Origin of the sequence: Halogeometricum borinquense DSM 11551 (assembly GCF_000172995.2) — an archaeon.
Lineage (GTDB): Archaea > Halobacteriota > Halobacteria > Halobacteriales > Haloferacaceae > Halogeometricum > Halogeometricum borinquense.
In genome coordinates this window covers 521,451-546,622 of record NC_014729.1, presented here as the reverse complement: position 1 = coordinate 546,622, position 25,172 = coordinate 521,451, and the positions used below count along the sequence as shown (strand labels likewise).

The window sequence follows — 25,172 nt, the reverse complement described above, 5'->3', positions numbered from 1 at the left end:
GCCGAATCGGCTCAGTACCCCTGTGCATTCCCGTCTTTTCGTGGTTCCGTCGCCGCCGAGAGCGTTCCGTGGTCGCTCCGCGCGATCTGTGCGCCCCCGAACAGACTCGGGGAGAGAAGTCGCACATCGTGTCCGCGACGCGTGAGTTTCGTTCCGACGCTGTCGCCGGTTCGTTCCTCGATTGCGAGCGATCCGTCCTCACGGTAACGCCACCGTGGAAAGTCCAGCGCCGCCTGTAGCGGCATTCCGTAATCGACGATGTTCGAGACGACTTGCAGGTGCCCCTGCGGTTGCATGTAGCCACCCATGACACCGAACGCCGCCCAGTCGTCCTCGTCGAACTTGAGGAGACCGGGGATGAGCGTGTGAAACGGCCGCTTTCCGGGTTCGAGCCGGTTCGGATGGGACGGATCCAACGAGAACGAACTGCCGCGGTTCTGGAGGGCAATTCCGGTGTCGCCCGCGACGAGACCGGATCCGAATCCAGCGAATCGGGAGTTGATGTAAGAGACGACGTTGCCTTCGTCGTCGGCGACCGTCAGAAGGACCGTGTCCGAATCCTCAGGCGGCTCTGGAGGTTCTTGTGGGTTCGGCGGCCGTTGTCTTCCGGGAGCTTCGTTGCTGGCGTCCGGAACGCCAAACGACACATCGTCGTTGGCCTCCTCACCAATCGCTGTGGCGCGTTTCTCGGCCCATTCTTTCGAGGCGAGTGGTGGAATCTCCTCGTATGCAGGGTCAGTGATGTAACGGTGGCCGTCGTGGAACGCGAGTTTCATCGCCTCTCCGAAGTAATGAATCCGGTCAGCAGAGCCGAGTTCGGACTCGTGTGCGCCGATTTCCTCGGCGATATTGAGCGCTTCCAGCGCGATAAGACCCTGATTGTTCGGAGGGAGTTCGAAGACTTCGACGCCGTTGTACGTCGTGGAAATCGGATCGGGGAACTCGACTTCGAAGTCCGCGAGGTCATCGACAGTCATGAATCCGCCCTGCGACTGCACTTCGTCTGCGATTTGTTCGGCAATGTCGCCCTCGTACACGACATCCGCGCCCTTCTCGGCGATTTGTTCCATCGTCGCGCCGAGTTTCGGGAACGTTACTGTCTGCCCCACGTCAGGGGCCTCGTCGTCGAACAGGAACGCCTCACGAGCGTTGTCAGTCTCGAACACCTCCTCGCCGTGCGTCCACGCGTCGGCGATGACTTCGCTGACGGGATAGCCATCCGTGGCGTACCGAATTGCCGGCTGGAGTGCATCTGCAAGTGTCAGTCGGCCGAACGCATCGACTGTGGCTTCCCACCCGCGGGCCGTTCCGGGAACGGTAACGGTGTGTGCGCCCGTATCGGGCATCTCGGCATCCTCTGAGTCTACATCGTTCTCTTCGGCGACAGACTCGCGGACGTTCTCGATCGTCGCCTCGGCGGGTGCGCCGCCGCAGGCACGCATCGCACCCACGTCGCCGTCTGCCGTCCGGTAGAGAGCGAATACGTCGCCGCCGAGGCCTGTAGATGTTGGTTCGACAACGTTGAGCGCCGCAGCGGTGGCGACGGCGGCGTCGAAGGCGTTGCCGCCCTCGCGGAGCATCTGAATACCCGCCGCCGACGCGAGTGGCTGACTGGTAGCGACGACGCCGCGCTGCCCGTACACCGTCGAGCGCCGTGAAGTAAAGCGGTCTATGTCGGCGTTTTCGTCAATATTCATGATATTTAGTTTTGAATGCGGGAGAAAAAGTCCACTCCAAGGGGCACAGCAGGGTGGGTATCGAGCGGGAGGACAATGGGACCCGCCGTCTGCCCGGGCCACGGAAGACATATATGACAGTCATGTAAGAATATCCGTATGGAAGACGATACCACCAAGTTCGCGGGGTCTCCGTGGACGTGGCGAATCACGTTCAGCAGTGCGGCCCTCGCACTCGCCTCACACCTCGTCGGCGGGGTATCTACGGAGTTACTGACGGGAGCGCTCACTACCGTTGCGCTCTCCGGCGCGGTACTCATTCTCTACAGACACGGCCAACGCCGAGAGTCTCCTTCCGGAGACGGCAACGACGATGAGAGCCGTCGGGAGAAAGAGATGAAAGCCGAAGCGGCGGATTCGGCGGTAACAGCGGATATTGACCGCGCTCGTGGTCGGTTCGGTCAGTCGGTGAGCCCGTAGCCGCGGCGGAACAGAGCGACGTTCACCGCCGAAACGGCGACCGTGAGTGCGACGAGGACGGCGAGTGACATGTTCGGATCAACTTCGCTGACGCCGAGGAAGCCATAGCGGACGCCGTTGACCATGTATATCATCGGATTGAGGAGCGATACCTGCTGGAGCGTCGCGGGCAGTTCGTTCAGCGAGTAGAACACGCCGCCGAAGAACACCAGCGGCCGGAGGATGAACTGGTTCATCATCGTCAGATCGTCGAAGTCCTCAGCCCATAGACCGCCGACGACGCCGAGGCTTGCGAATAACAGAGTGATGACGAGCATGAACGCGATGAGATAGAACGGGCGGACGACGCCGACAGTAGTGAAGAAGACGCCGATAACTGCGACGAGTGCGCCGACGAAGATGCCGCGCGTCGCCGACGAGAGGACGTACGCGCCGACCATCGACCGATACGACAGTGGCGACGTGAGAACTTCCTCGATGTAGCGGTTCCACCGTCCGTGGAAAATCGAAAAGGATGCGTTCTCGAACGCGTTCGACACCGCTCCGAGAACGATGAGGCCGGGGAGGATAAAGAGGATGTACGGCACGCCCGCAATCTCGTTGATTCGCTCGCCGAGGATGACGCCGAACACCGAGAAGTAGAGGACGTTCGTGATGAACGGCGGCACGAACGTGTTTCTCGGACGGCGGACGAATCGGAGTACCTCGCGCTTGAGCAGGGCGAGAAAACCCGTACGTTCGACGCTCACTGCTCTACCTCCATCGTCGCGCGACCCTCGTCCTGTCTCGTCATCTCCACGAACACTTCTTCGAGCGACGTTCGGGAGATTTCGAGGTCCACGATTTCGTGGCCTGCGGCGTCGAGGCGGCGGACTACTTCGGGGGCGACCAGCCCACCCTCGCGCGCCGTGACGACGAGTCTCGTGCCGTCGAGTTCGACCGCTTCGACTCTCTCGTCGTCGACTGTGAAGTCCGGAACCGCGGTCGGTTGATCTCGGAGCGTCACCACGATGTCGTCGGTGCCGCGGTCCATCAGTTCGTCCGGGCTTGCGACTTCGAGGACGCGACCGGAGTCGAGGATTGCCACTTCGTCACAGAGGCGTTCCGCCTCCTCTATGTAGTGTGTCGTGAGGAGAATGGTCGTCCCGCTATCGTTCAGTTCAGTGATGGTCTCCCAGAGTTCGTGGCGGAGTTGCACGTCCACGCCCGCGGTGGGTTCGTCGAGAATGAGGAGATCCGGATCTGTGATGAGCGCACGCGCGAGGACGAAGCGTCGCTTCATGCCGCCGGAGAGCCAGTCGAATCGCGTGTCGCGCTTATCGTAGATACCGACGCGTTTGAGGACTTCGTCGGCACGTTCGCGCGCCTCGTCCGCGGGGATTCCGTGATAGCCCGCCTTGTGTTCGAGGACTTCGCGGATGGGGAAAAAGCGGTCCACGTTGAACTCTTGCGGTGCGAGGCCGATTCTGTCGCGGGCCTCGCGGTAGTCGTCCTCCACGTCGTAACCGAAGACGCGTGCCTCGCCGCCGGATTTGCGGACGAGACCCACGAGGATGTTGATGAACGTCGTCTTCCCCGCGCCGTTCGGGCCGAGAAGCCCGAAAAATGAGCCCTCAGGCACGTCGAGGTCAACGCCGTCCAACGCCTGTACGCCGCCGTATGACTTGCGCAAGTCGCGTATCGTTATCGCAGAAGACATCGGATACCGGCTATCGACGATTGGACGGATTAAGCGCACCGAACGCGGAACTGTGTGCGCGGGCGGGGTGAGAGATGAGGTAGAAACTGTCCTGTGGACCTTTCCCTTGTTAATTAACCACACACTTACTGGATGGTAGGAATAAACCTAATTAAAGAATATTATCACTATAAATCATTATGTTTATCTACGAGAGCCTCAATTCGGGAGATGAGGTGACACCCGATGGCAGTACCCGGCGCAGTACGCGCCCATCGACACACGTTCCGTACGCCGAATCGCTCGACAGACATCCCAGATCCACCGACACGACCCAGATGACGAAACACATGACCCGACGTACGACCCGACCGATGACCCGAGATCGCCCGAACGACGAAGAGAACATGGAGGCCCCACTGGTCCCGTTCATTATCGACCCGACCGAACAGACATCTGACAACGAAATTCGAAACCTCCGGCGCGACATCGCGGCCCTCCGGACGCAACTCGACCGAATCGAGACGCGAATGGAGGAAAACCAATGAGCGAGGACCCATACGAGCGAACGACGGGCGCTGACGTGTTCACCCGCGACGTGGACAATCCGTCGGCCCGGGAGTTCCGGCGGATGCTCGACGAGCAGAACTTCGTCTTCGCACCGGGCATCTACCACGCGCTCGACGCGCGTCTGGCTGAACTCGCCGACCTTGATGCCGCGTACATGAGCGGCTACTCGACGGTTCTCGGTCAGTTCGGCTTCCCGGACCTCGAAATGGTCACGATGACCGAAATGGTCGAGAACGCAAAGCGCATCGTCGAGGCGACGAATCTGCCCGTGATCGCAGACTGTGACACGGGATACGGCGGCGTCCACAACGTCCGCCGTGCCGTCCGCGAGTACGAGAAGGCCGGCGTCGCCGCCATCCACATCGAGGACCAGACGACGCCCAAGCGGTGTGGACACATCGCGGGCAAGCAGATTATCTCCCGCGACAAGGCCCGCGCGCGCTTCGAGGCGGCTGTGGACGCAAAGCAGTCTGAGGATACGTTCATCATCGCCCGGACTGACGCATACGGGTCGTCGAACGGAGACTGGGAGGAACATCTCGAACGCGGCCGGATATACGCCGACGCGGGTGTCGATATGGTGTGGCCCGAGATGCCCGACCCGTCCCGCGAGGACGCGGTCAACTACGCCGAAACCATCCACGAGACGCATCCGGATCTGAAGTTAGCGTTCAACTACTCCTCGTCGTTTGCGTGGTCGAAAGAGGAAGACCCACTCACGTTCGAGGAACTCGGGGACCTCGGCTACGAGTACATCTTCATCACGCTGTTCGGCCTGCACTCGGGCGCACACAGCGTCTACGAGGACTTCCGCGCGCTGGCCGAAACGGACGAGGAAGCGCAGTTCGACCTGGAAGGACGCTACCTCGACCACCCGACCGAATCGCACCACGAACTCTCCTTCGTCTCGGATTACCAAGAGACGGAGATGCAGTTCGACGGCGAGGCACGCAACCGTATCGAGAACTCCGAGGGCTTCTCCGAAGAGGAGAGCACCCCCATCGAGAGCGACGACTAACCGAGCGATTGCGTCAAACCGGTACTCCGTGGGCATCGGACGTACCGCCCGGCGAGCGAACATCGTAGCTCATGCGTTCGCGCCGGGTATACTTTGCTACCTTTTCCCACACCTGAACAAACGTTAAGTGAAACGGAGTCGTCTCCCGAACTGAGTCCCGCGACCCTGCGGGCAGAGGAACCGATGACCCGGAATACCATCACACGCCATCCGCCACTTGGGGCAGCCGCGACTGCGGCCGCCGCAACCGGTGAGGGGATGGTACGGGTCATTTACACGGGCTTTTCCGAAAATGGAAAACCCAGTTCCCTCTGCGTCCGGTCCGCGCTCGGCGCATAACCACGCGCCGCGCGGACGGGGTCCGGGTACCCGGTTTCCGTTCTCGCGTGTCACTCACAATCGAGACGGATCGGGCTCGTTCCCCCTTTCTCGCGCGGCCTGTGTTCGTGCTGAGCACGGAGCATCCAGACCGGACCGCTTCCGTGTCGGCAGTCGCGTGTCGTCACAGACGACACGAGGTGCGCGTTCGACTCGCGCCGGGAGCCTATGGCAATCACCCAACCCAGCCAGAATGCACAGCAAGACGACTACCCAGTTGCCGCCTCGCTGACGGTCCTCGTCACGCGCGATGCGGACGGCGACTTACAGGAGGGCGTCCGCGCCCGCCTCGATGCCGTGGAGTGCGTCGCCAGCGTGGACCGCGTAGACGTGAGCGGTTTGCGACCCGCACTGAACGACATGCGCGTGGATCTCGACGCCGCGTTGCGCGTCAGCGGCCCACCCGACGCCGAAAGCGTTGCCGACGCTCTCGAAGCCGGGTTCGGTGTGAAGGAGGTCCGAGAGGTGTCGATGGCGTAGGCGACTCACACTTGCGGATGCACCCCTGACTTCGGCCCTCCACTCATCTCACCTCGGTCCCTCCTTTCCCCATCTCGGTCCCGTCCTTCCCCATTTCAGTCCTTTCTCCCTGACTCAGCGGACACTCGTACAAGCGTCGTCTGAAAGGGGAAGACAGAAACGCGCGCCACCGTATCACTCGGTATGAGTATCTTGGAGGACGCGCGCGAACTCGCCGCACAGGGACCCATCTGTGACCCCTGCCTCGGCCGCGTCTTTGCCGACAAGAGTTACGGCTTGACGAACGCCGAACGCGGCCGGAGCCTCCGCGTCGCCGCCGCCCTCGAAGACGACGAGGAACCCGAGGACGTGGCCCGCGAGGACTGCTGGGTGTGCGAGGGTGAGTGCGCCCGATTCGACGACTGGGCCGAACGGTGCGCCGAGTCGGTCGAAGACGTGGAATTCGACACGTATCAGGTCGGGACGCGCGCGCCGCCGTTGGTCGAAGAGAACGAAGTCCTCCTGCGCGAGGGTGCCGGACTCCCCGACGATGCGGGCGAACTGTTCAAATCCGAGTTCAACCGCGAGGTCGGCAAGCGATTCGGCCGCCTGACCGAGACGGACGTGGAGTTCGGCCGTCCAGACGTGCAGTTCCTCCTCGATATCGACGCCGACACGGTGGAAGTCGAAGTGAACTCGACGTTCGTCTACGGGCGCTATCGCAAACTCGAACGCGATATTCCGCAGACCGAATGGCCGTGTAACAAGTGCCACGGCTCAGGCTACCTCGGCAAGCAACCCTGCGACAAATGCGACGGCACGGGCTACATGTACCAAGACAGCGTCGAGGGACTGAGCGCGCCCGTCGTCATGGACGTGATGGACGGCACGGACGCGAAATTCCACGGTGCGGGCCGCGAAGACGTGGATGCCCTGATGGTCGGGACGGGACGGCCGTTCGTCATCGAAGTGATGGAGCCCCGCCGCCGGAACGTAGATGTCGAACGCTTGGAGGGCGATATCAACGCCTTCGCGGAGGGCAAAATCGAGGTTGAAGGCCTCCGTCTGGCCGAGTACGACATGGTCGAGCGGGTGAAGGAACTGAACGCCTCGAAACGCTACCGCGCCGAAGTCGAATTCGGCGACGACGTTTCGGAGACGGAACTGACAGACGCTCTTGAGGAACTCGACGGCGCGACCATCGAACAGTACACGCCGAACCGTGTTGACCACCGCCGCGCCGCCCTCACGCGGACCCGAGAGGTGTTCGAGGCGACAGGCGAGTGGGAGAACGAACGCCACGCGACTGTCGAAATTCACGGCGCGGGCGGTCTCTACATCAAAGAACTCGTCTCCGGTGACGACGGACGAACGAATCCGAGTCTCGCAGGCATCCTCGGCGTCGATGCCGAAGTGACGGCACTCGACGTAACCGGCGTGTACGGCGTTGACGAGGAGTTCGAAGACGAAGCATTCTTCCGCGACTGAGCGTCCTGCCTCCGTTTTCGCCACCCAAGATTTAGCACACTCCAGTCCAATCGTCTCGTGCGGGAGGATACCATGTGCCATCACCGTGAGTCGAGTCCCGAGTGGGAAGCACTCGTCGAGAAAGAACTCCGTACCGAGGAGGAGGAAATGGACGACGAGGAAGCCGAACCGCACGAACTGGCCGAAGAGGAGTCTCCGGACCCCGAGCCAGCCGAACCGCACGTCGCAGACGACTGAACGACGCGTCGCCGTCGCGTCCGTCCGGCGCGACGCCGCCACCGTCTCCGTTCTTTCCCGACATCGCAACCGCTTAGTCGTCGCCGGGCACTCCGAGAGGCATGACCGACCAGTCGCCCGTCCGCATCGGCAGCGACGAGGCGGGCAAGGGACCCGTCCTCGGCCCGATGGTGGCCGCGGCGGTACGCGCACCAGCGGACGCACTCCCCGACGGAATCGACGATTCGAAGCGTCTCACGTCGGCGCAGCGCGAAGAAATCGACCAAACGCTCCGGGGACGAGACGATGTGACCGTCGGCGTCGCCACCATCGATCCGGTACGTATCGACGACCCGACGACGGACATGAACTCGCTGACCGTGGCCGCACACGTCGCGGCGGTCGCGGCCGTCGCGCAAGATGCAGACGAGGTGGTGACCGATGCGGGTGACGTGGACGAATCCCGGTTCGGTAGGCGCGTCCGAACCGGCGTGGGCGATGAGGGAACGGACGTGACCGTTGTCTCCGAACACCGCGCGGACGAAACGTATCCACACGTCGGCGCAGCGAGCGTCGTCGCCAAGGTGCGGCGTGACACGCTCATGGAGACGATTGGAGAGCGATACGAGGACTACGGACCGGTCGGAAGCGGGTATCCCAGCGACCCCACGACGAGGGAGTTCCTGCGCACGTACGTCAGCGAGACGGGCGAGTTACCGGACTGCGCGCGAGCGTCGTGGGCAACCTGCGACGATGTTCTCAACGCGGCGGCGCAGTCATCGCTCGCGGATTTCTGAGTACAAAAAACAGATCCGCGAATCGGGAGCAGAGCGCGTACTCCCCGTTAGGACTCGATCTCGATCTGCTTGCCGGCAGCCGTGGTTCCTGTGGCGACCGGGAGCGTCACCTGTAGGATACCGTTGTTGTACGTCGCGGCGATCCCCTCGTCATCCACGTTTTTCGGGAAGCGGAACCGACGGTGGTACGTCTTGCGACGGCCGCGTGCCTCGTCTTCGTGTTCAGCCGCGACGTTAAGGACGGCGTCGTCCCACGTGACGGTGATCTCTTCGGGGTCGAAGCCCGGCATCTCTACGCTCAGGACGAACTCGCCGTCCTCTTCGTACAGTTCGTAGTCGTTACGACCGGTCGAGAACAGTCTGCTCGGGAGGTCGAGACCTTGTGTCCAAGCGTTTGTGGGACGTTCGGGCAGCATCGCTGTTCACCCCTGTTCCCGTACGATACTATGTTCTGATGTAGAAAAAACATTTTGTATATTTCCAAAACCAGGATCGAACGAAACGTTTCGCTGTCGTTCAGACAGGGTCGAAAGCCCGGTTAGATCGGGACGTCAGCGCATTTCATCCAACTGGACGTACGAGCCACGCTTCGCGGAAATCCACGACGTAACTCGTTCGTCTTCGTCTGCGTGGAGGGGATAGATGGTACACTCGTCGGGTTCGTCGTCGTACTCGACAACTGTGGCGACCAGCGCCTCCGTCGGAGGATCTGCAAACGGGGCGGTGCCTGCGTTACTGGTCAGGGGGCAATCAGCGGACATCGTGTATATCGGCAGCTTCGTCGTTTCCCGCGTATGACGGGCAACTCAGTCGAATCACTGTACACCATCTCGTAGGTGCATCATCACCTCAATGAATCGCCTACAGAGTTAGGTCGTCTTCGGAGTGAAAAAAGCCCGACGAAGTCAGAATGAATCGAGAATGCTGGCGTGCTTAGCGGTCGTTCGTCGTCAGCGCGCGCAGGATGTCACCGTACGCCGGTCGCGTGATGAGAACCCCGACGAGAACGCCGAGGATGGTGAAGATAGCGAAGCCCTGCAGGTCGCCGAGCGACAACACTGCCAGCGGCGACATGGCGATGATGGTCGTGGCGGCGGCCGCACCAATGACCCAGAACGCTTTGCGGAAGCGCGACTGGAAGACGCGGCGCGACGACACCTCACCTTCTGCCATGACCTCGTCTGCGATGATGATGAGGTCGTCCACACCTGTCCCGATGACGGCGATGAACCCGGCGATGACCGAGAGGTCGAGCGGATAGCCGATAGCCGCTGCGAACCCGAGGAGGATAACCACCTCTGAGAGCGCGGTGACGATCATCGGCGCGGCGACTTTCACGTCGCTGTAGCGGACGAAGACAACACCGCTGACCGCGAGCACGGCGATGATGCCGGTAATAAGCGAGTCGATTTTGAAACTCGCACCTTGACCCGACGAGATGTACGACGTCGTACCGCCGTCCTCACCGGAGAGGTCGAGTTTCGCCGGGAGTGCACCCGCGCGGAGGTTGATCGCAACCTGCTGTGCTTCGGACATGCTGAGCGTCTGCAGTTGGAAGCCTGGGTCTTTCGCCCACTCGCCTCGCTGCATGCTCCCGGCAAGACGACCAGCCATACCGAAGGAGTTCACCACCTCACCGTCAACGACGACGAGGAGACACGACTCGGTGCTGTTGGGATTCTGATCGTACTCACACCGCGACCCACCGGGACGGGCGACGCGGGTATCCACCATCGTCTGCTGGAACTCGGGCGCGACGGACTCTTTGACAGTAACCGGAACCGCAGGGCCGGACTGTGTCTCCTGTGCAGTCCCGATGTCCTGGAAGTCCTCACGTTCGAGGACAATTTTCGACTTGTACGTCGTACTACCGTTCTGTTCGACGGGGTAGTACGCTTTGACGACGACGGTACCACGTTCGGAGACGAGTTTCTGGACCTCGGAGGTATCGCGGTTCGGCGCTTCGACGCGAATGAAGTGTTGGCCGGTTGCCGTCGTCACCTGTTGGGCCGATCCGCCGGAGAGACCCGCCTCGTTGATCTTGTCGTTGAGGACGCCGACGACTTCCTCGCGCGTCGCTGCAGTGACGCCCTCTCGGACCGTTTCGTACTGGTAGCCCGACGCATCCAGTGCAGACCGGAACTCCTGTTCCGTGATGTTCTCGGCCGTTACTTCGACTGTGCTGGCGTTCGCAGACAGTCGCGCAGTGACGTCAGAAGACGTTGCGCCTTCGAGTTCGGCGGCGACGTTCTGTTCGACGACGCGCGGTTCATCGTCGTTGAACTGGACATTTTCGGCCGTCAGTCCGACGAGCGGCGCGGTAATGCGCGTCCCGCCGGAGAGTTCAAGACCGAACTTGAGATTCGTCGGTCCGGTAGCGGTTGCGTTGCCGGGAGCCGCATTGGCGGGCTCGGACGCCAGTGTGGGGGAGAACAGCGCGAACGTCGAGACGAGGAGGAAGACGACGAGGAGCAGGACTCGCCAGTTGTCTCGGAGACGTCCCATTACCGACTCACCCCCTCGAACTTGTACCAGCGAAGCAGGCTAAGATTGAGCATGTACGTGTTCATCAGGTCGGCCGCGAGACCGAAAACGAGGACGGTCCCGATGGCCGCGAGCAGTTGAATACCGAAGATCGTCGCGGTGATGGTCATCACGATCATCGCCGCGATGGACGTGAGCGTCATCGTCACACCGGTCCGCATCGCGCGGTAGGTGGACTCATAGAAGTCACCGGAGCGTCGGAGGATGTGGTTGTTCAGCAGGATATCCGAGTCCACCGAATACCCGATGAGCATCAAGAGGGCTGCCACCGTCCCGAGCGAAAGTTCGATGCCGAGGATATTCATCAAGGCAACGGGGATGACGATGTCCGAAAACGCCGAGATGACGACGGCGATAGATGGCACGAACGATCTGAACATAGCGAAGACGAGGATGCTCATCCCGAGGAAAGCGGCCGCGACGCCGCCGAGAGCGAGCCACTGTGTGTCACTGCCGAAATTGGCGGACACAGAGGAGATAGAGCGAACCTCAAAGCCCGCACTCTCGGCTTGTTGCTCCAACGTGTTGGAATTGACCGCTCCCGACGAGCCGTCCTCGGATTGGAAGGTGACGATGTAGAGTGACCCCTCCGCAGGGACGGATTGAATCGATTCGGGTTCGGCCGTGAACGCGTCGTTAATCTGTGCATGCGGGTTCGAGGCGTCATCGACGACGACCTGTATCTCGGTGCCGCCAGTGAACTCGATACCCTGGTTAACCGGGGCTCCGGTCGCCACGTACCATCCCGCGACGACGAGGAGCGCAACCGCCAACACCGCAAGGGGGACCGCCGCGAGTTGGCGATTCGTGTACCGGGTGTAGTCGACTTCCGGTACCGTAAACTCGACCATGCGTGGCGTTGGTCATAGCTCCCGAATAAGCCTTCTTATACGACCGCACCATTAGACCGGAGATACTGCGGAGCGACACCGAGAGCCGTGCCCCCATGAGACTCGCATCCATGAGAAATTTTACCACTAGGAATCGTAGAAGAACGTATGACTGATGGACAGGCAGACACGACAGCGGCTCCGAACAAACGCGAGCAGGCCCAGCGTGTCGTTATCTCCTACCCGGACGAACTCAGCGCGTGGGCGCGCGACCAACTCGACACCGACCGGTTCCGCAAGTATCTCCGTCGAGTGCTGGACGACCTCACGCTCGGCCACACGTGGGAAGAGTTCGTAGACGTTGGCTGTTGTGGGAACTCGCTGGATGTTCCGCTTCGCATCGAGTCCGTCGATGGACCGGGAGAGATGGGCTCGGACACCGAAATCGAGTATACGACGCGCGAGACAGAACCCGGAGAGATGGCGGGCGGATGGCAGGTGCAGAGTGAGGGCGGTCCGAACGCGACGACCGGAAAAACACGGGAGGAACGCTAAGCAGGGAAGCCCGAGACAGGTCGATTGATTTACAGTACTGTTGTGGGAAGAACTACGCATGGGCACCCCACCAACGAGCGTTCTCCTCCCCACCGTTCGGTGGACGGACGCCTGCGACGACGTGGCGTCACAACTCGGACCCGACGACGAACTCCTCATCGTCTGCGACAACGACGCCGACCCTGTGGCGGCCCGCGCGGACGACCTCCCCGAGGGGGTCCGACTGGTCATAGCGGGCGACCCCGAGGGATGTTCGGGCAAGGCGAACGCCATCGCCGTCGGGATGGGGGCCGCACGACACGACAGAATCGTGTGGACCGACGACGACTTCGTGCATCCGCCGGACTGGTTGGACTCCTTGCACGCCGACTACGAACGGCACGGTCCGGTCAGCGAAGTGCCGTTCTTCGTCGGCCGCGACCCGCTCTCGACGCTGACAGAACCGCTGTACGCTATCGGCGGGACGCTGGGAACGTACCAGGACAACAAGGCGTGGGGTGGGGCGGTGATGTTCGAACGAGACGATATCGGCGAAACGGCGTTCCTCGCGGCACTCTGCCAAACGGTGAGTGACGATGGCCTTCTCTCGGAACATCTCGATTTGACCACGCTGCGCCGGGCGCGTCTCGTCCCGGTCGGGGGGAGCATCCGCGAATCGGCAGAGCGGCACGTCCGGTTTTCGCAGATCGTCTATCGGCACGAACCGCGAGGGATGGGTGTGATACTCGGACTCGCCGCCCTGTTCACTGTCATGGGTGCGCTGTCTCCGGTTCTGGTTTTCGTCCTCTCGACGCTCCTTTCGGTTGCCGTCTACGCCTTCTTCGGCGTCCGGCGGTGGACCGCTCTCCTTGGATATCCCGCGATGATGCTCCAACTGCCGCTGTTCCTGTACGGTCTCGTGCGTCGGACGTTCGTCTGGGGCGGGCGGCGCTATCGCTGGCGGAGCAAGTACGACGTGGAGGTTGTCGAGTAACAGTCGCCTTTCTCAGGGCATGTACCGAACGGCGACGACGCCCGAATCGGATCGGATCTCGACGCGGTTCACGCCGAGTCGGGCGGCCCGCGATAGCGTGTTCTCCTCGTCCTCGGCCACGTCCGACACGGCCTGTTCGGTCTCCCCCTCGGGGACGGTGATAACGTGAATCTCACCGATTCCTGCGCGTTCCTTTCGAGTGAGATCACCGACCGGCTGGTCGGCCGCGATATCGCGTGAATCCGCCGTTGGTGACTCCTCGGAGACTTCGATAGAGAGTCCCCACTTCGACTCGACTTCGATGAGTTGGTACGTCACGTTCATCGGCGGATCGGGAGCGACCACTCCCTCGACGGCGTCGTGGCGTTCGACGCCGGGATTCGACGACAGCGTGTGTACCTGCCCGCTCTCGACGTTCTTCAGCACCGCAGAGTCCTCGTCCGCGGCGGTTACGAGAAACGTCCCTTCGACCCGTTCGTCCTCGGTCATCGCCGACGAGTAGGCCACGAGTCCTTTTCCCGGTTTCGTCCCCATCCGAGGAGTTATCGCGTTCGGCACGGACGCCTCCGACATGCCCGCGCTGTGGCGACTGACGCGGACCGACCACGCCCGACGAGTGTACGAGACGCTGAAACGCGTCGGTATCACGGGGACGCGGATGTACCAGTACATCGCGGACCCAACAGACGGCCGAGGTGCCGGTAACGACGCCGATGGCGTCCGCTTCGAGACGCGAACGCGCGAGGACGTGGGGAACGAGTACGGAGCGTTCGCGGAACTCTTGCCGGAGGAACGAGTCATTTGCGCCCTGGACGATGAGACCATCGTCGGCTACCTGTTCGTGAGTCTGGACACCCGACACCGCATTCATCCACTCGAAGAGACGCTTCGGTTCGACGGGGGGTACGTCCGCCGCGTCTTCGTCCAACCCGACTATCGCAACCGCGGCATCGCCACTGCACTGGTATCTCGTGCGCGCGAATGGGCGGCCGACCGCGACGCCACGGCCGCCCACGCGCTCGTCGCCCGCGACAACAAACCATCACGGTGGCTGTTCGAGGCGAACGGCTTCGAAGCCGTACACGAACACGTCTACTATCGAGTCGGCCCCCTCTCCCACCGGTCAATAGAGCAGTTGGGAGCGGAAGGGAGCAGTCAGTATCCCTATATTCGTATATAGATTTATTTGTATTATGTACTTAGGTGCGTAATTTTATACGTCTCCCGCCGAGTGGTCCGAGTAGAGCCACGATGTCAAGCGAAGGGAGGTCAGCACGCGGCGGGTGGACCGAGCGACTCGACACGCGGGCGCGGCGGGTGGTGCGGTCGTCAACGGGCGACAACATGATCCAGCGACTCACCGTCGCCGATTGGTTGAGTCTCGCCGCGCTGTTTTGGGCGTGGGTGGGTGCAGTGTTGTTCGTCCAAGGCGAGGTCAACTGGGGTATCGTCGCCGTCCTCGGTGGGTTCGTCTTCGATAAACTCGACGGCTACTACGCGCGCGAACACGGAACGCCGTCGTCGTTCGGCCGACAGATCGACTCCTTTATCGACATCTTCACCTACCTCGTCTCGGCCGCGCTCGTCTACCACGTCGCCATGCGCCCGCACTGGATTGCCAGCGCCGTCGTTGGCTTCGTCGTCCTCATGTTCGGCGGCCTGCGCCTGATTCGACATAACGACGAGGGCTTCGTCGGCGACGGCGACACGAGCTACTACCACGGGACGACGGTGGTCCACACCCACCTCGTTGTCCTCGTGAACTACTTTCTCCTCCAGTTCGTCCCGTTCTGGAACGGATGGGTTGCGGGCCTCACTATCGTCGCCGTCTGCCCGCTGATGACTTCGGAGTACAAAGCACCGAAGACTGACAACGCGCATTTCCTCGTCGCAGTCGGTGGTGCCGTCACCGTCGCTCTCTGTCTCGGTCTCGAACTCGGCATCGTATGAGGACGAGGCTATTTGCGTCCTCAGCGGCGAGGCGGACGACCGTCCGCAGACTCGGCCTCTGCTGTCTTCTCCTCTTTATCGGCGCAGTCTCCGTCCGACGGTATGCGTCGTTCATCTTCGATCCCGCATGGATTCGCGCGACGGTGGTCGGACTCGGACCGTACGCTGCCCCGGGGTTCATCATCGTCCAGACGGCGCAGGTGGTGTTTGCTCCGATTCCGGGGCAGACGCTCGGTATCGTCGGCGGCTATTTGTTCGGAACTGTGGCCGGAACGGCGTACAGCATGCTCGGCGTCGTCATCGGCAGTACTGTCGTGTTCTGTCTCGCGCGGCGGTACGGTCGTCCGTTCGTCGAACGCGTCATCGCCGCCGACGTACTCGACCGGTTCGACTCGTTCGCCGCCGAACACGGCGTTATCGGTCTGTTCGCCGTCTTCCTCCTGCCGACGTTTCCTGACGACGCCATCTGCGCGTTGGCCGGGATAACGACGCTCCGCTACCGGACATTCATCGCCCTCGTTGCCGTCGGTCGTCTCCCAACGTTCGCGCTCGTCGCGCTCGTCGGCGACGAGTTCGCCGCGGGACAGACGACGACCGCACTCGCCATCCTCAGCGTCATCGCTCTGCTCTCGGTGAGCATCTACGCCGCCCGCGAGCGGTTCACCGCAGTCGGGTCGTAGCAGTCGGCGGCGAGGCTGTGAGAAAAGTTAGCCGAACAGTTTGTGGGCAGCGGCGACGAGGAGTGCGCCCACCAGCGGAACCGACCACGAGAACGCCTGTGGAATCGCATACAGAAGCGAAATCACGGGGGCGAACAATCCCGTCGGCGCTGGGCGCGCGACCGTCTCGCCGTCGAGGACGAACGTCTCAGGCATCGACGCGACGGCACCGAGGTACAGCGAGAGCAAGAACAGGTACCCAGCGATAGCTAACGCAACCTCGTACCGTGGCGACGACTCGATGCCGCGGCGGTGTCGGCGGGCGACGACGAGCGTCGGCGCAACCGCCGGAAGGATAACGAGAAGGCCGACGACGATGTAAAACGCCCGCGAGAGCGTTAGTTGTCCGCCTTGTATGGCCGCCGTCTGCCCGACGAGAACGATGAGAGCGATAACGATGAAAAGCGAGATGAACGCGACGGCGAGTGCACTGCAGACGACGTACGATTTGAACAGGCGCGACCGACTCTGCCGAAAGGCGTAGGGGAACGCCCCGAAGACGCCGTTGTATCCCGAGGCCATCGCCGGATGTTGGTGTCCCCGACTCTTGAGCGAACCGGTCCGTGATTCGGCTTCGGCTGCTGTTCGGTTGCCGGCGTTGGCCGAATGACGACCACCTTTTTGCCCGCCGCCATCGCGCGTTCACGCATGCGAGTTGACCTCGGCAACATACTTTCGACGACGCCCGGTGTCTCGGAGGCGTCACTCGAACGGTTGGACGAACAGGTGGCTGCCGCGCACGAAACCATCGAAGCGGGGCGCGCAGACGCCGAACACGGCTACGCTGCGTTGAACCTCCCAGAAACGGCTGATCCTGACGCGATTCGTGCTGCCGTCGAACCGTTCGAGTCACCCGAAGCCGTCGTCACCGTCGGCATCGGCGGAAGCGCACTCGGTGCGGCGACGCTCTCGGCGGGTCTCTCCGGCCCGGACGACCCCGAGGCGTACTACCTCGACAACGTGGACCCCGAACACGTCACGCGTCTTCTCGATTCGCTCTCGCTCTCGGAGACCGTTGTCAACGTCGTCTCCCGGTCGGGGACGACGGCCGAGACGCTGTCGAACTTCCTCGTCGTCCGCGACGCGATGGAGTCAGCGGGCGTCGATTGGACCGAGCGCACGTTCGTCACGACGGGCGAGGAAGGCAATCTCCGAAATCTCGCGGCGAAACACGACCTGCCGTCTCTGCCGGTACCTGACGGTGTCCCCGGTCGTTTCTCCGCTCTCTCGACAGTCGGGCTCGCGGTCGCCGCGATTCAGGGACACGACTTAGAGGCGCTTCTGGCGGGCGCGCAGGCGGAAGCCGACCGCCTCTCAGGATCATTGTTTGAATCGCCCGCGTACGCGTACGGTGCGGCGTCCTACGCACTCGCCAACCGCGGTGCGCTGACGAACGCGATGATGCCCTACAGCGAGGACTTGGAGTACTTCGCAGAGTGGTTCGCCCAGCTGTGGGCCGAGAGTCTCGGAAAAGACGGCCTCGGACAGACGCCCGCGCGCGCGCTCGGCGCGACCGACCAGCACTCCCAACTGCAACTGTACCGCGCGGGGCCGCGCGACAAACTCGTGACGCTCGTTCGACCGACCGAACGCGACGACAGAGCGATTCCCGAGACGGACCTAGAGGGTCTCTCCTATCTCGGCGGGTCGTCGCTGGGCGACCTCCTCGACGCCGAGTTCGAGGCGACCGAAGCGAGTCTCGCCGCCGCGGGCGTGCCGAACATCCGCGTCGAAATCGACGACGTGGACGAACGCGGACTGGGCGAACTCCTCTACGGGATGGAAGCGGCGTGCGTCCTCTACGGCGAACTCGCCGGCGTCTCGACGTTTACCCAACCGGCCGTCGAGTGGGGCAAGCGCGCCGCGCGTGGACTCCTCGGCGGCGGCGACTTCGAGGAGGCCGACGCAGTATCCGAGAAGACGCAGTTGGTCGTCGAATGACCAGCATCGCCCTCACATAGTCAGCTCACGGAATCCGCTGTCGGGACCGGCATTCCTATCCGCCACCGCATCCTACGGCCGGCAACGACATGGCTTCTGACGTGTCCTCCCAAACCAGCGACCTTCCCGCACCCGTTCGGGCGTTCGGGAGCGTTGCTCTCGTCGTCGTCCTCGTCCTCCTCTGTGCCAGCATCTTCGTCTCCTTCGGGACAGCCATCTTCCGAACGGTCGGTATCGACCGCGGGAGCGCGCTTTACATCGCCCTGCGGAGTGGGTCACAGTTCGTTGGCTTCGGCGTCGCCGCCGTCGGCTACCTCACTGTGACTGACCAGTGGGAGTTAGTGTACCGCCGCGTGCCGTCGCTGCGCGATCTGAAGTGGATCACCGCCGGGTTCGGCGTCCTCCTCGTCCTCTATCTGGCCATCAACGTCGGCCTCACCGCGTTGGGAATCGACAGCGGTGACAGCGCAGTTGCCGCGACAGCGGAGGGCCAGCCTGTGCTGTTGCTGTACTACATCCCGGTGACGCTGCTCCTCGTCGCACCGACGGAGGAACTGGTGTTCCGTGGGGTCGTGCAGGGACTGTTCCGGCGTGAGTACGGCGTCCCGTTCGCTATCGCGGGGTCGAGTCTGACGTTCGCATCGATCCACGCCACCTCCTTTACCGGTGAGGGGGCGGTCGTCTCGCTCATCGTCGTCCTGATTCTCGGCGGCGTTCTCGGCATCGTCTACGAGAAAAGCGAGAGCCTAGTCGTCCCCGTCGTCGCGCACGGGCTCTACAACACCGTCCAGTTCGCCGCCACCTACGCGATGGCGGTTGGACTTGTAGGGTCAGTGTGATACGCACCGCTCAGTGGACCGGATTTCCCGAAAGCGCGGATGGCGTTGAGCTGTCTGTCGCAGCCGTTACGCCGGATTCTTCCGCGCGAGTTCCATCCCGCAGATGGGACAGCGGTCTTTGTGTTCGTCGAACTCGCGGCCACAGCCTTGACACTGGAACCGCCAGTCGCGCTGTTCTTCGATACCGTCCTGTGCGATGACGTTTACGTGTACGTTGACGCGTTCGGCGACGTTCTGCATCGCGTAATCGTCGGTGACGAGAGTCGCGTCAAGTTCGAACGCGGCGGCCAGAAGACGGATGTCTGTGTCCGAGAGCGTCTCTCGGTCGCCAGTTTCCCCGGCAGCGCGCCGGATTTTCTCGACGGTTCCCGACGCGGGGATGTGGATGTGCATCCCCGCCCCTTCCATAGCGTCGAAGCGGAAGGAAGCCTCTCCCTCCAACTCGTCGCTGACGAGCGGAATTGAGGCTGTCTGGTCGTCGGTGTGGTACTCGTGGATGAACGCGGAAGAGTCGAGAACCTGCATCGGCAGTGTTGTCCCTGTCTATCGTTGAACGACGATGTAGTCTTTTACGGCTTGGACCCGAGAGACGGGGACGCAAAAGCGCCCCTGCTCGTCTTGTTGGAAGGAGAACTGATCCGGATGAATCTCCTCGTGCGGCGAGACGAGCAGATCGTGGAGCTTCCCCGTCTTCAGATTCATCGTGATGTTGTACAGCATTCCGAGCTCCGTCCCGTCAGAACCCATGACGGCCTTCCCGGAGAGATTCTCGGCGAGTACATCGGCCATGAGGAGAGGTATTCGACCACGGTAACATAAGTGCCACGGGGACCGTCCGACGACCGTCCGACGAGCGGTAGCAAGCTGGTAATAAGGCGGTAATGAGGGAGTGACAGTGTGGTAATAATTTGGTATGTTCTAGTGATCGGGTCGCAATAAGTTGGTACTGGGACAGTCCCGAGGCGTCATAGATTGGTCCCGGCGAAAACGGCAGTGGTAATATATTGGTAATTCTGTGATGTCCGAGAGCGATATATTGGTACTTAGTTGGTCGCTTCCAAATAGTAAATTGGTAATTACAGGTCGCGAGTCAATGGCGAGACGTATCGATGAGAGGGACAGACGGAGGAATCAAAGCGTATTGGGCAGTCTGGAAAACTGGACTGTCCGTCGATTTGTCCGAAATCCGGCGCGTCCTCACGTCTCGCGCTGGCGCTTGTCCGGACGTGACGATGGACTTAACTTCGGTGCCCCCTGCGTATCGATATAGAACACTTCTCGGAGTGATTTTTCATGTCTGACACCGACGCCGACGCTCCTTCCACGACTGAATCGAACGCACTCCGAACCCCCATCGTCGCTGTTCTCGGGCACGTCGATCACGGCAAGACGACGCTGCTCGACAAGATTCGCGGCTCTGCGGTCTCGGAAGGCGAAGCAGGCGCGATCACACAACACATCGGCGCTACGGCGGTTCCGCTAGATACGGTCTCACAGATGGCCGGCAGTCTCGTCAATCCGGACGACTTCGACCTTCCCGGATTGTTGTTCATCGACACGCCCGGGCATCACTCGTTCTCGACGCTTCGATCACGCGGTGGCGCACTGGCCGACATCGCCATTGTCGTCGTTGACGTTAACGACGGATTCCAACCGCAGACCATCGAGGCGCTCGACATCCTCAAGCGAACCGGGACGCCGTTCGTGGTCGCCGCCAACAAAATTGACACGACGCCCGGATGGAACCCGAACGACGGATCACCCATTCAGGAGACGTACGAGAACCAGTCGGACAACGCCCGGCAACGACTGGACCAGAACCTCTACGAGATAATCGGTAATCTCTCGGACGAAGGCTTCTCTGCGGACCTCTACTGGCGCGTGCAGAACTTCCAGAAGAACGTCGGCGTCGTCCCGCTGTCGGCAATGACCGGCGAAGGGATTCCTGACTTGCTCGCGGTTCTCATGGGTCTCTCCCAACGATACATGAAAGAGGAGATGGCCGTAGACGTGGGCGGTCCCGGCGCGGGAACCGTCCTCGAAGTGAAAGAAGAGCGCGGGTTCGGTGCGACAGTAGACGTTGTCCTGTACGACGGGAGTGTCCGCGAGAGCGACACGATCGTCGTCGGCGGTGTCAACGGCCCTATCGTCACGGAAGTTCGGGCCCTCCTGCAACCGCGGCCGAACGCCGAGATTCGAACCGAGAAACGGTTCGATAAGGTCGAAGAGGTACGCGCCGCCGCGGGTATCAAAATTGCCGCTCCGGATCTCGATGATGCGATGGCGGGCGCGCCGATTCGCGTCGTCCGCGACCAGCCTGTAGACGACGTTATCGCCGAGGTTGAGTCCGAACTGGCCGAAATCGAAGTGGATACCGAAGAAGAGGGTGTCGTCGTGAAGGCGGACACCCTCGGCAGTTTGGAGGCGATGGCGAACGCGCTGCGCGAAGCGGAAGTCCCGATTCTCCGCGCAGAAGTCGGCGACGTTGCCCCGCGCGACGTGGCCGTCGCCTCGACAGCCCGCGAGATGGAGAACAAGGTCATCCTCGGCTTCAACGTGGACGTACTCGCCAACGCCGAGGACGAACTGGAGAAAACGGGCGACGTGCGTCTGTTCAAGGACGACGTTATCTACCAACTCATCGAGGAGTACGAGGAGTTCGTCGAGGAACGCAAGCGCGCCCAGCAGGAGACGGTGCTGGACAAGATCATGCGACCCTGCCGGTTCCGCATCCTCGAAGATCACGTCTTCCGACAGTCGAGCCCCGCCGTCGTCGGCGTCGAAGTCCTCTCGGGGACGCTGAAAAACAACGCGAACGTCGTGAAGTGGGAGGGCAACGAAACCACCCGCGTCGGCCAACTCTCCGGCATCCAAGAGCAGGGCGAGGACGTTTCGGAAGCCCGCGCGGGCAACCGCGTTTCGGTCGCCATCGACGGCCCCACGGTCGGCCGACAGATCGAGGAGGGCGACGAACTCTGGACGGAACTGCCCGAGAAACACGCGAAGATTCTCGAACAGGAACTGTCCGACGAGATTCCCGCCGACGAACTCGAAGCGTTGACTGGATATTTGGATAAACACCGACAGCGTGACCCCTTCTGGGGGAAGTAACTGTTTTGTGTAGCCAATTGTGTAGACAATTTGCGGGCCTATCGGAGCGAACGCGCCATACTACTCTACCAATCTGATATATGTTCTGCGCGCTACCTCTCTCCCTACGCCCATAATCATCCGAAGGCGGTACGACTCCCCCCGTCGAAATTGGCGCGGGCGGCTTTCAGTTCCTCACTGGATAGGGGGTGGGTGTCCGCGCCAGAAGCGTGGCGATTAATTCACGCAATATCGGCCGCCCCGACACCCGCGATAAAAATTATTATTTAAAATACTGGGCAAGTGATACTGAAACTAAGCCGATTAACACTGTCAAAACAAGTCCCCAAACACCATACTTTGGGTAAGCGGATAACGCAAAAGCACTGAGAGGGGGGAGAAGCAGAGAAGCGTCTCTCAGAGGGTTGCTTTGTGCTTCTTTTGCTAATTCCTTGATTTTTTCTGGTGGTGTATAGGTCATCAGAATACGGTGATAACGATAATTTCAGCCAGCGATATTTACTTTTTCCGCCGAGGAGGCGGTCGGCGGGGCCTCCCTCGCTATCCGCAGTACGGAAACGCGCTTTGAGCCGTCCCACAATTGTCCTACGCACTCGTCAGTACGGTATACACGGGAGGGGCGGGAGATAGTCGGCCCGCCCCGATGACCAAGTGGTTGCCTGTCAGCCAGTCAACCACCACTGTCGTTGTCGTTCTGGTTATAGAAGTGGAATGAGTACGTACGTACTTCTGTTTCCACTCCGTGTCGATGTTAGTTCGGTCTTTCTGTGTTTTGAGTCCGGGGTGCGACTCAAACGGCAGTTTTCTGCGGTTTCAGCCGATACCGCCGTGGCCATCTGCTTAGTTGTTAAACAACTACGAAGCACGCCCTCCCGGACAGTATAGAAACGGCTGACTGTGTATCCCTATCGCCGGTGTAAAGTGAGCTATTGCCCGCCCTCGGAATGACATCCACAGATGAGAACGCGTGTTACTCTGGGTCCGAACTCACGTATTGCGCCAGCCTAGTATATTCGATGTCTCGTAATATGCTCCTGTCATTACTTTCATCATCGCTGATTAGGCGGTCAACCACTTCTTCCAGCCCCGTTTCGACTGGGCCACCAGAGGTGACGATATCGGTAATTGGGTAATCGTGGCCGGTGATATTCAGGTTCCGTCTTGCCGTGAGGTCCTCAATCTTTTCCACCGGCGGGTCCGTTATTGAGTCAAGGTAGGTGTCTGCCTTGGATGACTGGAAATCCATACTGCCATCGTCGCTGATGGCGCGTAGTACCCTTTCATTCTCTAACATATAGTTGACCGCCTCAAATACGGATATCATGCGGCCATTCAGTTGGGCTTGGTAGAAGCTGAGCAAACTATCCTCTAAGTCATTTTCGTGGTGGATAATCCACTCAGTTGGCGGGAAATTGTTGTTCAAGGTACTCCACGCAAGGAATTCACACCTTTCGTTGTCCAGTTCCAGCTCATCGCGTCGCTTCAACATCGTGTACACAGCCCCGCGCGACGAGTAGAGCTCGCCGCTTGAATTCCACTCCTTAACAGATAGGGATAGTCGCTTGTTGAGGTCACTGTAACCTTCTGTCGTCACAATTTCGTCGATAGGGACGCCCTCGTCGCTTGATGTCGCCGATATCTCCAGATTCTCAAGTTGGTCCGAGGAGATTCCAACCATCCTCTGCAACCCACCGAGCGCTTCCTCAATCTTCTCGTTCACGAGGTCTTCCCGGCGTTCGATGATGACTCTATAGTCCGAATTACGCATTGGGCGCGACTGTGAGCCCTTCCTCACGTAGCCAACTCCGCTCTTCACTAATGTGGTCGCACCCCCACTCGTGGTTATCGAGGTGTCAAACAATACTGGTGGAGAATCCGACCTCCGAACCGAGAGTACCGCAGCAGTGTTGTCATCTTGAGTGAGCACAGTGCGCTCAACCTCAGGAACCGGGTCAAGACTATCCGAAAGGAGGTCCTGAACACGAGCTTCATCGACTTCAACCACGTGCTCCCCGCCGTTAGCGTCCCAATCACTGGCACCGATGAAGCCCCCAGAGTCACCGAATCCGATGAAGAGGTACCTGTACCGTTGCTCTCCACGGGTGTTCGCAAGGGCACAAATGTGCTTCAATAATCGGAAATTCCGTTCCTTGCCTTGGTCACTGCTATCCGCATGGATGAACGCTTGGCGCTTGTTGTCGTACAGTTTGTTCTCTCCATCCGGTATCGTCTCGTCGATAAAGGCGGTCACTTCGGAGTCTGTCGTGGAAGACGCATTCAACATCACACGCAGTGTCTCAGACCAGTGAGCGGTGTCAGAGGATGACATAATACGTCCGGTACTGTCAGAGAGTAATAAAATCTCCCCTCAGCACTCCGAATCAGGCACGTTGTCGGGATAGAACTAGACCCACTGATGTTGCGGTTCGTATCGACAAAACGCATTTACTCGGAACTGGAGTTGATCGTCGGTATGCGACTCGCGTCACGGTAGCCACTAGCTCTCGGGTGTGAGAAGCAGTAAGACATGCGAAAGAACGACACAAATCTGTCGGGCGAGCGGTCGGTCCCCCGTTCTACGGCTCTCTCATAATCTCCCGGAACTATCACTGGACGCTGACACTCGCCTCGTCAGCGATAACGGATAGCACGCATGTCGGTGTACGCCACGTCACCATAGCGTACCAAGGTCACGACACCGACGCAGGCGTCCCCGAAGCGGTCGTCAGAGAGTGCGACCGGTGTGGCGGCGAACGGGAACACGAAGTCGCCGTCAGAGTGCAAGAACGCGAGACGAGAGAGGGCGTGCGCGAGGTGAACAAGGCGTACTCCCGAACGCCGTACCGGGTGTACCGTTGCAAGTACTGCGCGGTGACAGTAGCGGAGCGAATCCGCTGAACGAAGCGTGGCGTCCAATCCTCGGAGGTTTTCCGTAACGTATCGACACGTC

Annotated in this window: 28 protein-coding genes; 16 read left to right on the top strand and 12 right to left on the bottom strand. The window is 60.9% G+C overall.

Features of this window, described 5'->3' with window-relative positions; translation table 11 throughout:
* Positions 1-11 precede the first annotated feature (11 nt).
* The gene (gene ggt, locus HBOR_RS02825; RefSeq protein WP_006055249.1) at positions 12-1,697 is read right to left on the bottom strand and encodes a gamma-glutamyltransferase; all 1,686 of its coding nucleotides are present in this window, start codon (positions 1,695-1,697) and stop codon (positions 12-14) included.
* A 138-nt stretch (positions 1,698-1,835) separates the two neighbouring features.
* On the opposite strand from ggt, the gene HBOR_RS02820 reads away from it, so the two are divergent.
* Positions 1,836-2,156 (top strand): hypothetical protein, encoded by a 321-nt coding sequence (locus HBOR_RS02820; protein ID WP_006055250.1) that lies wholly within the window; start codon positions 1,836-1,838, stop codon positions 2,154-2,156.
* On the opposite strand, the gene HBOR_RS02815 is transcribed toward HBOR_RS02820, so the two are convergent.
* Entirely contained in the window at positions 2,138-2,905 is a 768-nt protein-coding gene (locus HBOR_RS02815; RefSeq protein ID WP_006055251.1) for an ABC transporter permease, read from the bottom strand. The two genes, HBOR_RS02820 and HBOR_RS02815, sit on opposite strands and share 19 nt — an antisense overlap.
* Entirely contained in the window at positions 2,902-3,855 is a 954-nt protein-coding gene (locus HBOR_RS02810) for an ABC transporter ATP-binding protein (RefSeq protein ID WP_006055252.1), read from the bottom strand. Before HBOR_RS02810 ends, HBOR_RS02815 begins: the two co-directional genes overlap by 4 nt.
* Before the next feature lie 353 nt (positions 3,856-4,208).
* Here HBOR_RS02810 and HBOR_RS20240 point away from each other — a divergent pair, with 353 nt between their 5' ends.
* The 6 genes from HBOR_RS20240 (at position 4,209) to rnhB (ending at position 8,760) form a co-directional block, all read left to right on the top strand.
* On the top strand, positions 4,209-4,382 hold the full coding sequence (locus HBOR_RS20240) for a hypothetical protein (protein WP_241432356.1): 174 nt from the start codon (positions 4,209-4,211) through the stop codon (positions 4,380-4,382).
* Positions 4,379-5,422 (top strand): isocitrate lyase, encoded by a 1,044-nt coding sequence (gene aceA, locus HBOR_RS02800; protein ID WP_006055254.1) that lies wholly within the window; start codon positions 4,379-4,381, stop codon positions 5,420-5,422. The genes HBOR_RS20240 and aceA overlap by 4 nt, the downstream gene beginning before the upstream one ends.
* 546 nt (positions 5,423-5,968) lie before the next feature.
* Positions 5,969-6,280 carry a hypothetical protein gene (locus tag HBOR_RS02795; RefSeq protein ID WP_006055255.1) on the top strand — a complete coding sequence of 104 codons (312 nt, stop codon included), beginning with the start codon at positions 5,969-5,971 and terminating at the stop codon, positions 6,278-6,280.
* 183 nt (positions 6,281-6,463) lie between these two features.
* Positions 6,464-7,747, top strand: a complete 1,284-nt coding sequence (locus HBOR_RS02790; RefSeq protein WP_006055256.1) for a tRNA pseudouridine(54/55) synthase Pus10 — start codon at positions 6,464-6,466, stop codon at positions 7,745-7,747.
* A gap of 72 nt (positions 7,748-7,819) precedes the next feature.
* A complete protein-coding gene (locus HBOR_RS19855) occupies positions 7,820-7,984 on the top strand; it encodes a hypothetical protein (RefSeq protein ID WP_006055257.1) in 165 nt (54 codons plus the stop codon).
* Between the two features lie 101 nt (positions 7,985-8,085).
* Entirely contained in the window at positions 8,086-8,760 is a 675-nt protein-coding gene (gene rnhB / locus HBOR_RS02780) for a ribonuclease HII (RefSeq protein WP_006055258.1), read from the top strand.
* 47 nt (positions 8,761-8,807) lie between these two features.
* Here rnhB and HBOR_RS02775 read toward each other — a convergent pair whose 3' ends face one another.
* The 4 genes from HBOR_RS02775 to secF all read right to left on the bottom strand — a co-directional run bounded on the left by HBOR_RS02775 (position 8,808) and on the right by secF (position 12,155).
* On the bottom strand, positions 8,808-9,176 hold the full coding sequence (locus tag HBOR_RS02775) for an Hsp20/alpha crystallin family protein (RefSeq protein ID WP_006055259.1): 369 nt from the start codon (positions 9,174-9,176) through the stop codon (positions 8,808-8,810).
* 135 nt (positions 9,177-9,311) lie between these two features.
* On the bottom strand, positions 9,312-9,521 hold the full coding sequence (locus tag HBOR_RS02770) for a DUF7511 domain-containing protein (protein ID WP_006055260.1): 210 nt from the start codon (positions 9,519-9,521) through the stop codon (positions 9,312-9,314).
* Between the two features lie 172 nt (positions 9,522-9,693).
* Positions 9,694-11,265, bottom strand: coding sequence for a preprotein translocase subunit SecD (locus tag HBOR_RS02765; RefSeq protein WP_006055261.1), 1,572 nt, complete (start codon positions 11,263-11,265; stop codon positions 9,694-9,696).
* On the bottom strand, positions 11,265-12,155 hold the full coding sequence (secF, locus tag HBOR_RS02760) for a protein translocase subunit SecF (protein WP_006055262.1): 891 nt from the start codon (positions 12,153-12,155) through the stop codon (positions 11,265-11,267). Before secF ends, HBOR_RS02765 begins: the two co-directional genes overlap by 1 nt.
* 147 nt (positions 12,156-12,302) lie before the next feature.
* On the opposite strand from secF, the gene HBOR_RS02755 reads away from it, so the two are divergent.
* Together HBOR_RS02755 and HBOR_RS02750 are read left to right on the top strand one after the other, a co-directional pair.
* Positions 12,303-12,689 (top strand): hypothetical protein, encoded by a 387-nt coding sequence (locus tag HBOR_RS02755; RefSeq protein WP_006055263.1) that lies wholly within the window; start codon positions 12,303-12,305, stop codon positions 12,687-12,689.
* Between the two features lie 58 nt (positions 12,690-12,747).
* The gene (locus HBOR_RS02750; RefSeq protein ID WP_006055264.1) at positions 12,748-13,662 is read left to right on the top strand and encodes a glycosyltransferase; all 915 of its coding nucleotides are present in this window, start codon (positions 12,748-12,750) and stop codon (positions 13,660-13,662) included.
* Positions 13,663-13,674: 12 nt separating this feature from the next.
* On the opposite strand, the gene HBOR_RS02745 is transcribed toward HBOR_RS02750, so the two are convergent.
* Positions 13,675-14,151, bottom strand: a complete 477-nt coding sequence (locus HBOR_RS02745) for a DUF5812 family protein (RefSeq protein ID WP_013440463.1) — start codon at positions 14,149-14,151, stop codon at positions 13,675-13,677.
* An 82-nt stretch (positions 14,152-14,233) separates the two neighbouring features.
* Here HBOR_RS02745 and HBOR_RS02740 point away from each other — a divergent pair, with 82 nt between their 5' ends.
* From HBOR_RS02740 to HBOR_RS02730, 3 genes are all read left to right on the top strand, one after another.
* On the top strand, positions 14,234-14,842 hold the full coding sequence (locus HBOR_RS02740) for a GNAT family N-acetyltransferase (RefSeq protein ID WP_006055266.1): 609 nt from the start codon (positions 14,234-14,236) through the stop codon (positions 14,840-14,842).
* 71 nt (positions 14,843-14,913) lie between these two features.
* The gene (locus HBOR_RS02735; RefSeq protein WP_049890433.1) at positions 14,914-15,612 is read left to right on the top strand and encodes a CDP-alcohol phosphatidyltransferase family protein; all 699 of its coding nucleotides are present in this window, start codon (positions 14,914-14,916) and stop codon (positions 15,610-15,612) included.
* A complete protein-coding gene (locus HBOR_RS02730; protein WP_006055268.1) occupies positions 15,609-16,292 on the top strand; it encodes a TVP38/TMEM64 family protein in 684 nt (227 codons plus the stop codon). Before HBOR_RS02735 ends, HBOR_RS02730 begins: the two co-directional genes overlap by 4 nt.
* A 27-nt stretch (positions 16,293-16,319) precedes the next feature.
* Here HBOR_RS02730 and HBOR_RS02725 read toward each other — a convergent pair whose 3' ends face one another.
* Positions 16,320-16,853, bottom strand: coding sequence for a hypothetical protein (locus HBOR_RS02725; protein ID WP_006055269.1), 534 nt, complete (start codon positions 16,851-16,853; stop codon positions 16,320-16,322).
* A 126-nt stretch (positions 16,854-16,979) separates the two neighbouring features.
* Between HBOR_RS02725 and HBOR_RS02720 the strand changes: the two genes are divergently transcribed.
* Together HBOR_RS02720 and HBOR_RS02715 are read left to right on the top strand one after the other, a co-directional pair.
* A complete protein-coding gene (locus HBOR_RS02720) occupies positions 16,980-18,272 on the top strand; it encodes a hypothetical protein (RefSeq protein ID WP_006055270.1) in 1,293 nt (430 codons plus the stop codon).
* An 89-nt stretch (positions 18,273-18,361) separates the two neighbouring features.
* A complete protein-coding gene (locus HBOR_RS02715) occupies positions 18,362-19,111 on the top strand; it encodes a CPBP family intramembrane glutamic endopeptidase (protein ID WP_006055271.1) in 750 nt (249 codons plus the stop codon).
* A 66-nt stretch (positions 19,112-19,177) separates the two neighbouring features.
* Here HBOR_RS02715 and HBOR_RS02710 read toward each other — a convergent pair whose 3' ends face one another.
* Together HBOR_RS02710 and HBOR_RS02705 are read right to left on the bottom strand one after the other, a co-directional pair.
* Complete coding sequence (locus HBOR_RS02710; RefSeq protein WP_006055272.1) at positions 19,178-19,636, bottom strand: NOB1 family endonuclease; 459 nt, start codon at positions 19,634-19,636, stop codon at positions 19,178-19,180.
* A gap of 18 nt (positions 19,637-19,654) precedes the next feature.
* The gene (locus tag HBOR_RS02705) at positions 19,655-19,900 is read right to left on the bottom strand and encodes a PRC-barrel domain-containing protein (protein WP_006055273.1); all 246 of its coding nucleotides are present in this window, start codon (positions 19,898-19,900) and stop codon (positions 19,655-19,657) included.
* Between the two features lie 504 nt (positions 19,901-20,404).
* Here HBOR_RS02705 and infB point away from each other — a divergent pair.
* Positions 20,405-22,222, top strand: coding sequence for a translation initiation factor IF-2 (gene infB, locus HBOR_RS02700; RefSeq protein WP_006055274.1), 1,818 nt, complete (start codon positions 20,405-20,407; stop codon positions 22,220-22,222).
* Positions 22,223-23,192: 970 nt separating this feature from the next.
* Here infB and HBOR_RS02695 read toward each other — a convergent pair.
* Positions 23,193-24,551 carry an AlbA family DNA-binding domain-containing protein gene (locus HBOR_RS02695; RefSeq protein ID WP_006055275.1) on the bottom strand — a complete coding sequence of 453 codons (1,359 nt, stop codon included), beginning with the start codon at positions 24,549-24,551 and terminating at the stop codon, positions 23,193-23,195.
* 260 nt (positions 24,552-24,811) lie between these two features.
* On the opposite strand from HBOR_RS02695, the gene HBOR_RS20630 reads away from it, so the two are divergent.
* Positions 24,812-25,120, top strand: coding sequence for a DUF7835 family putative zinc beta-ribbon protein (locus tag HBOR_RS20630; RefSeq protein WP_455429250.1), 309 nt, complete (start codon positions 24,812-24,814; stop codon positions 25,118-25,120).
* Positions 25,121-25,172: the final 52 nt, after the last annotated feature.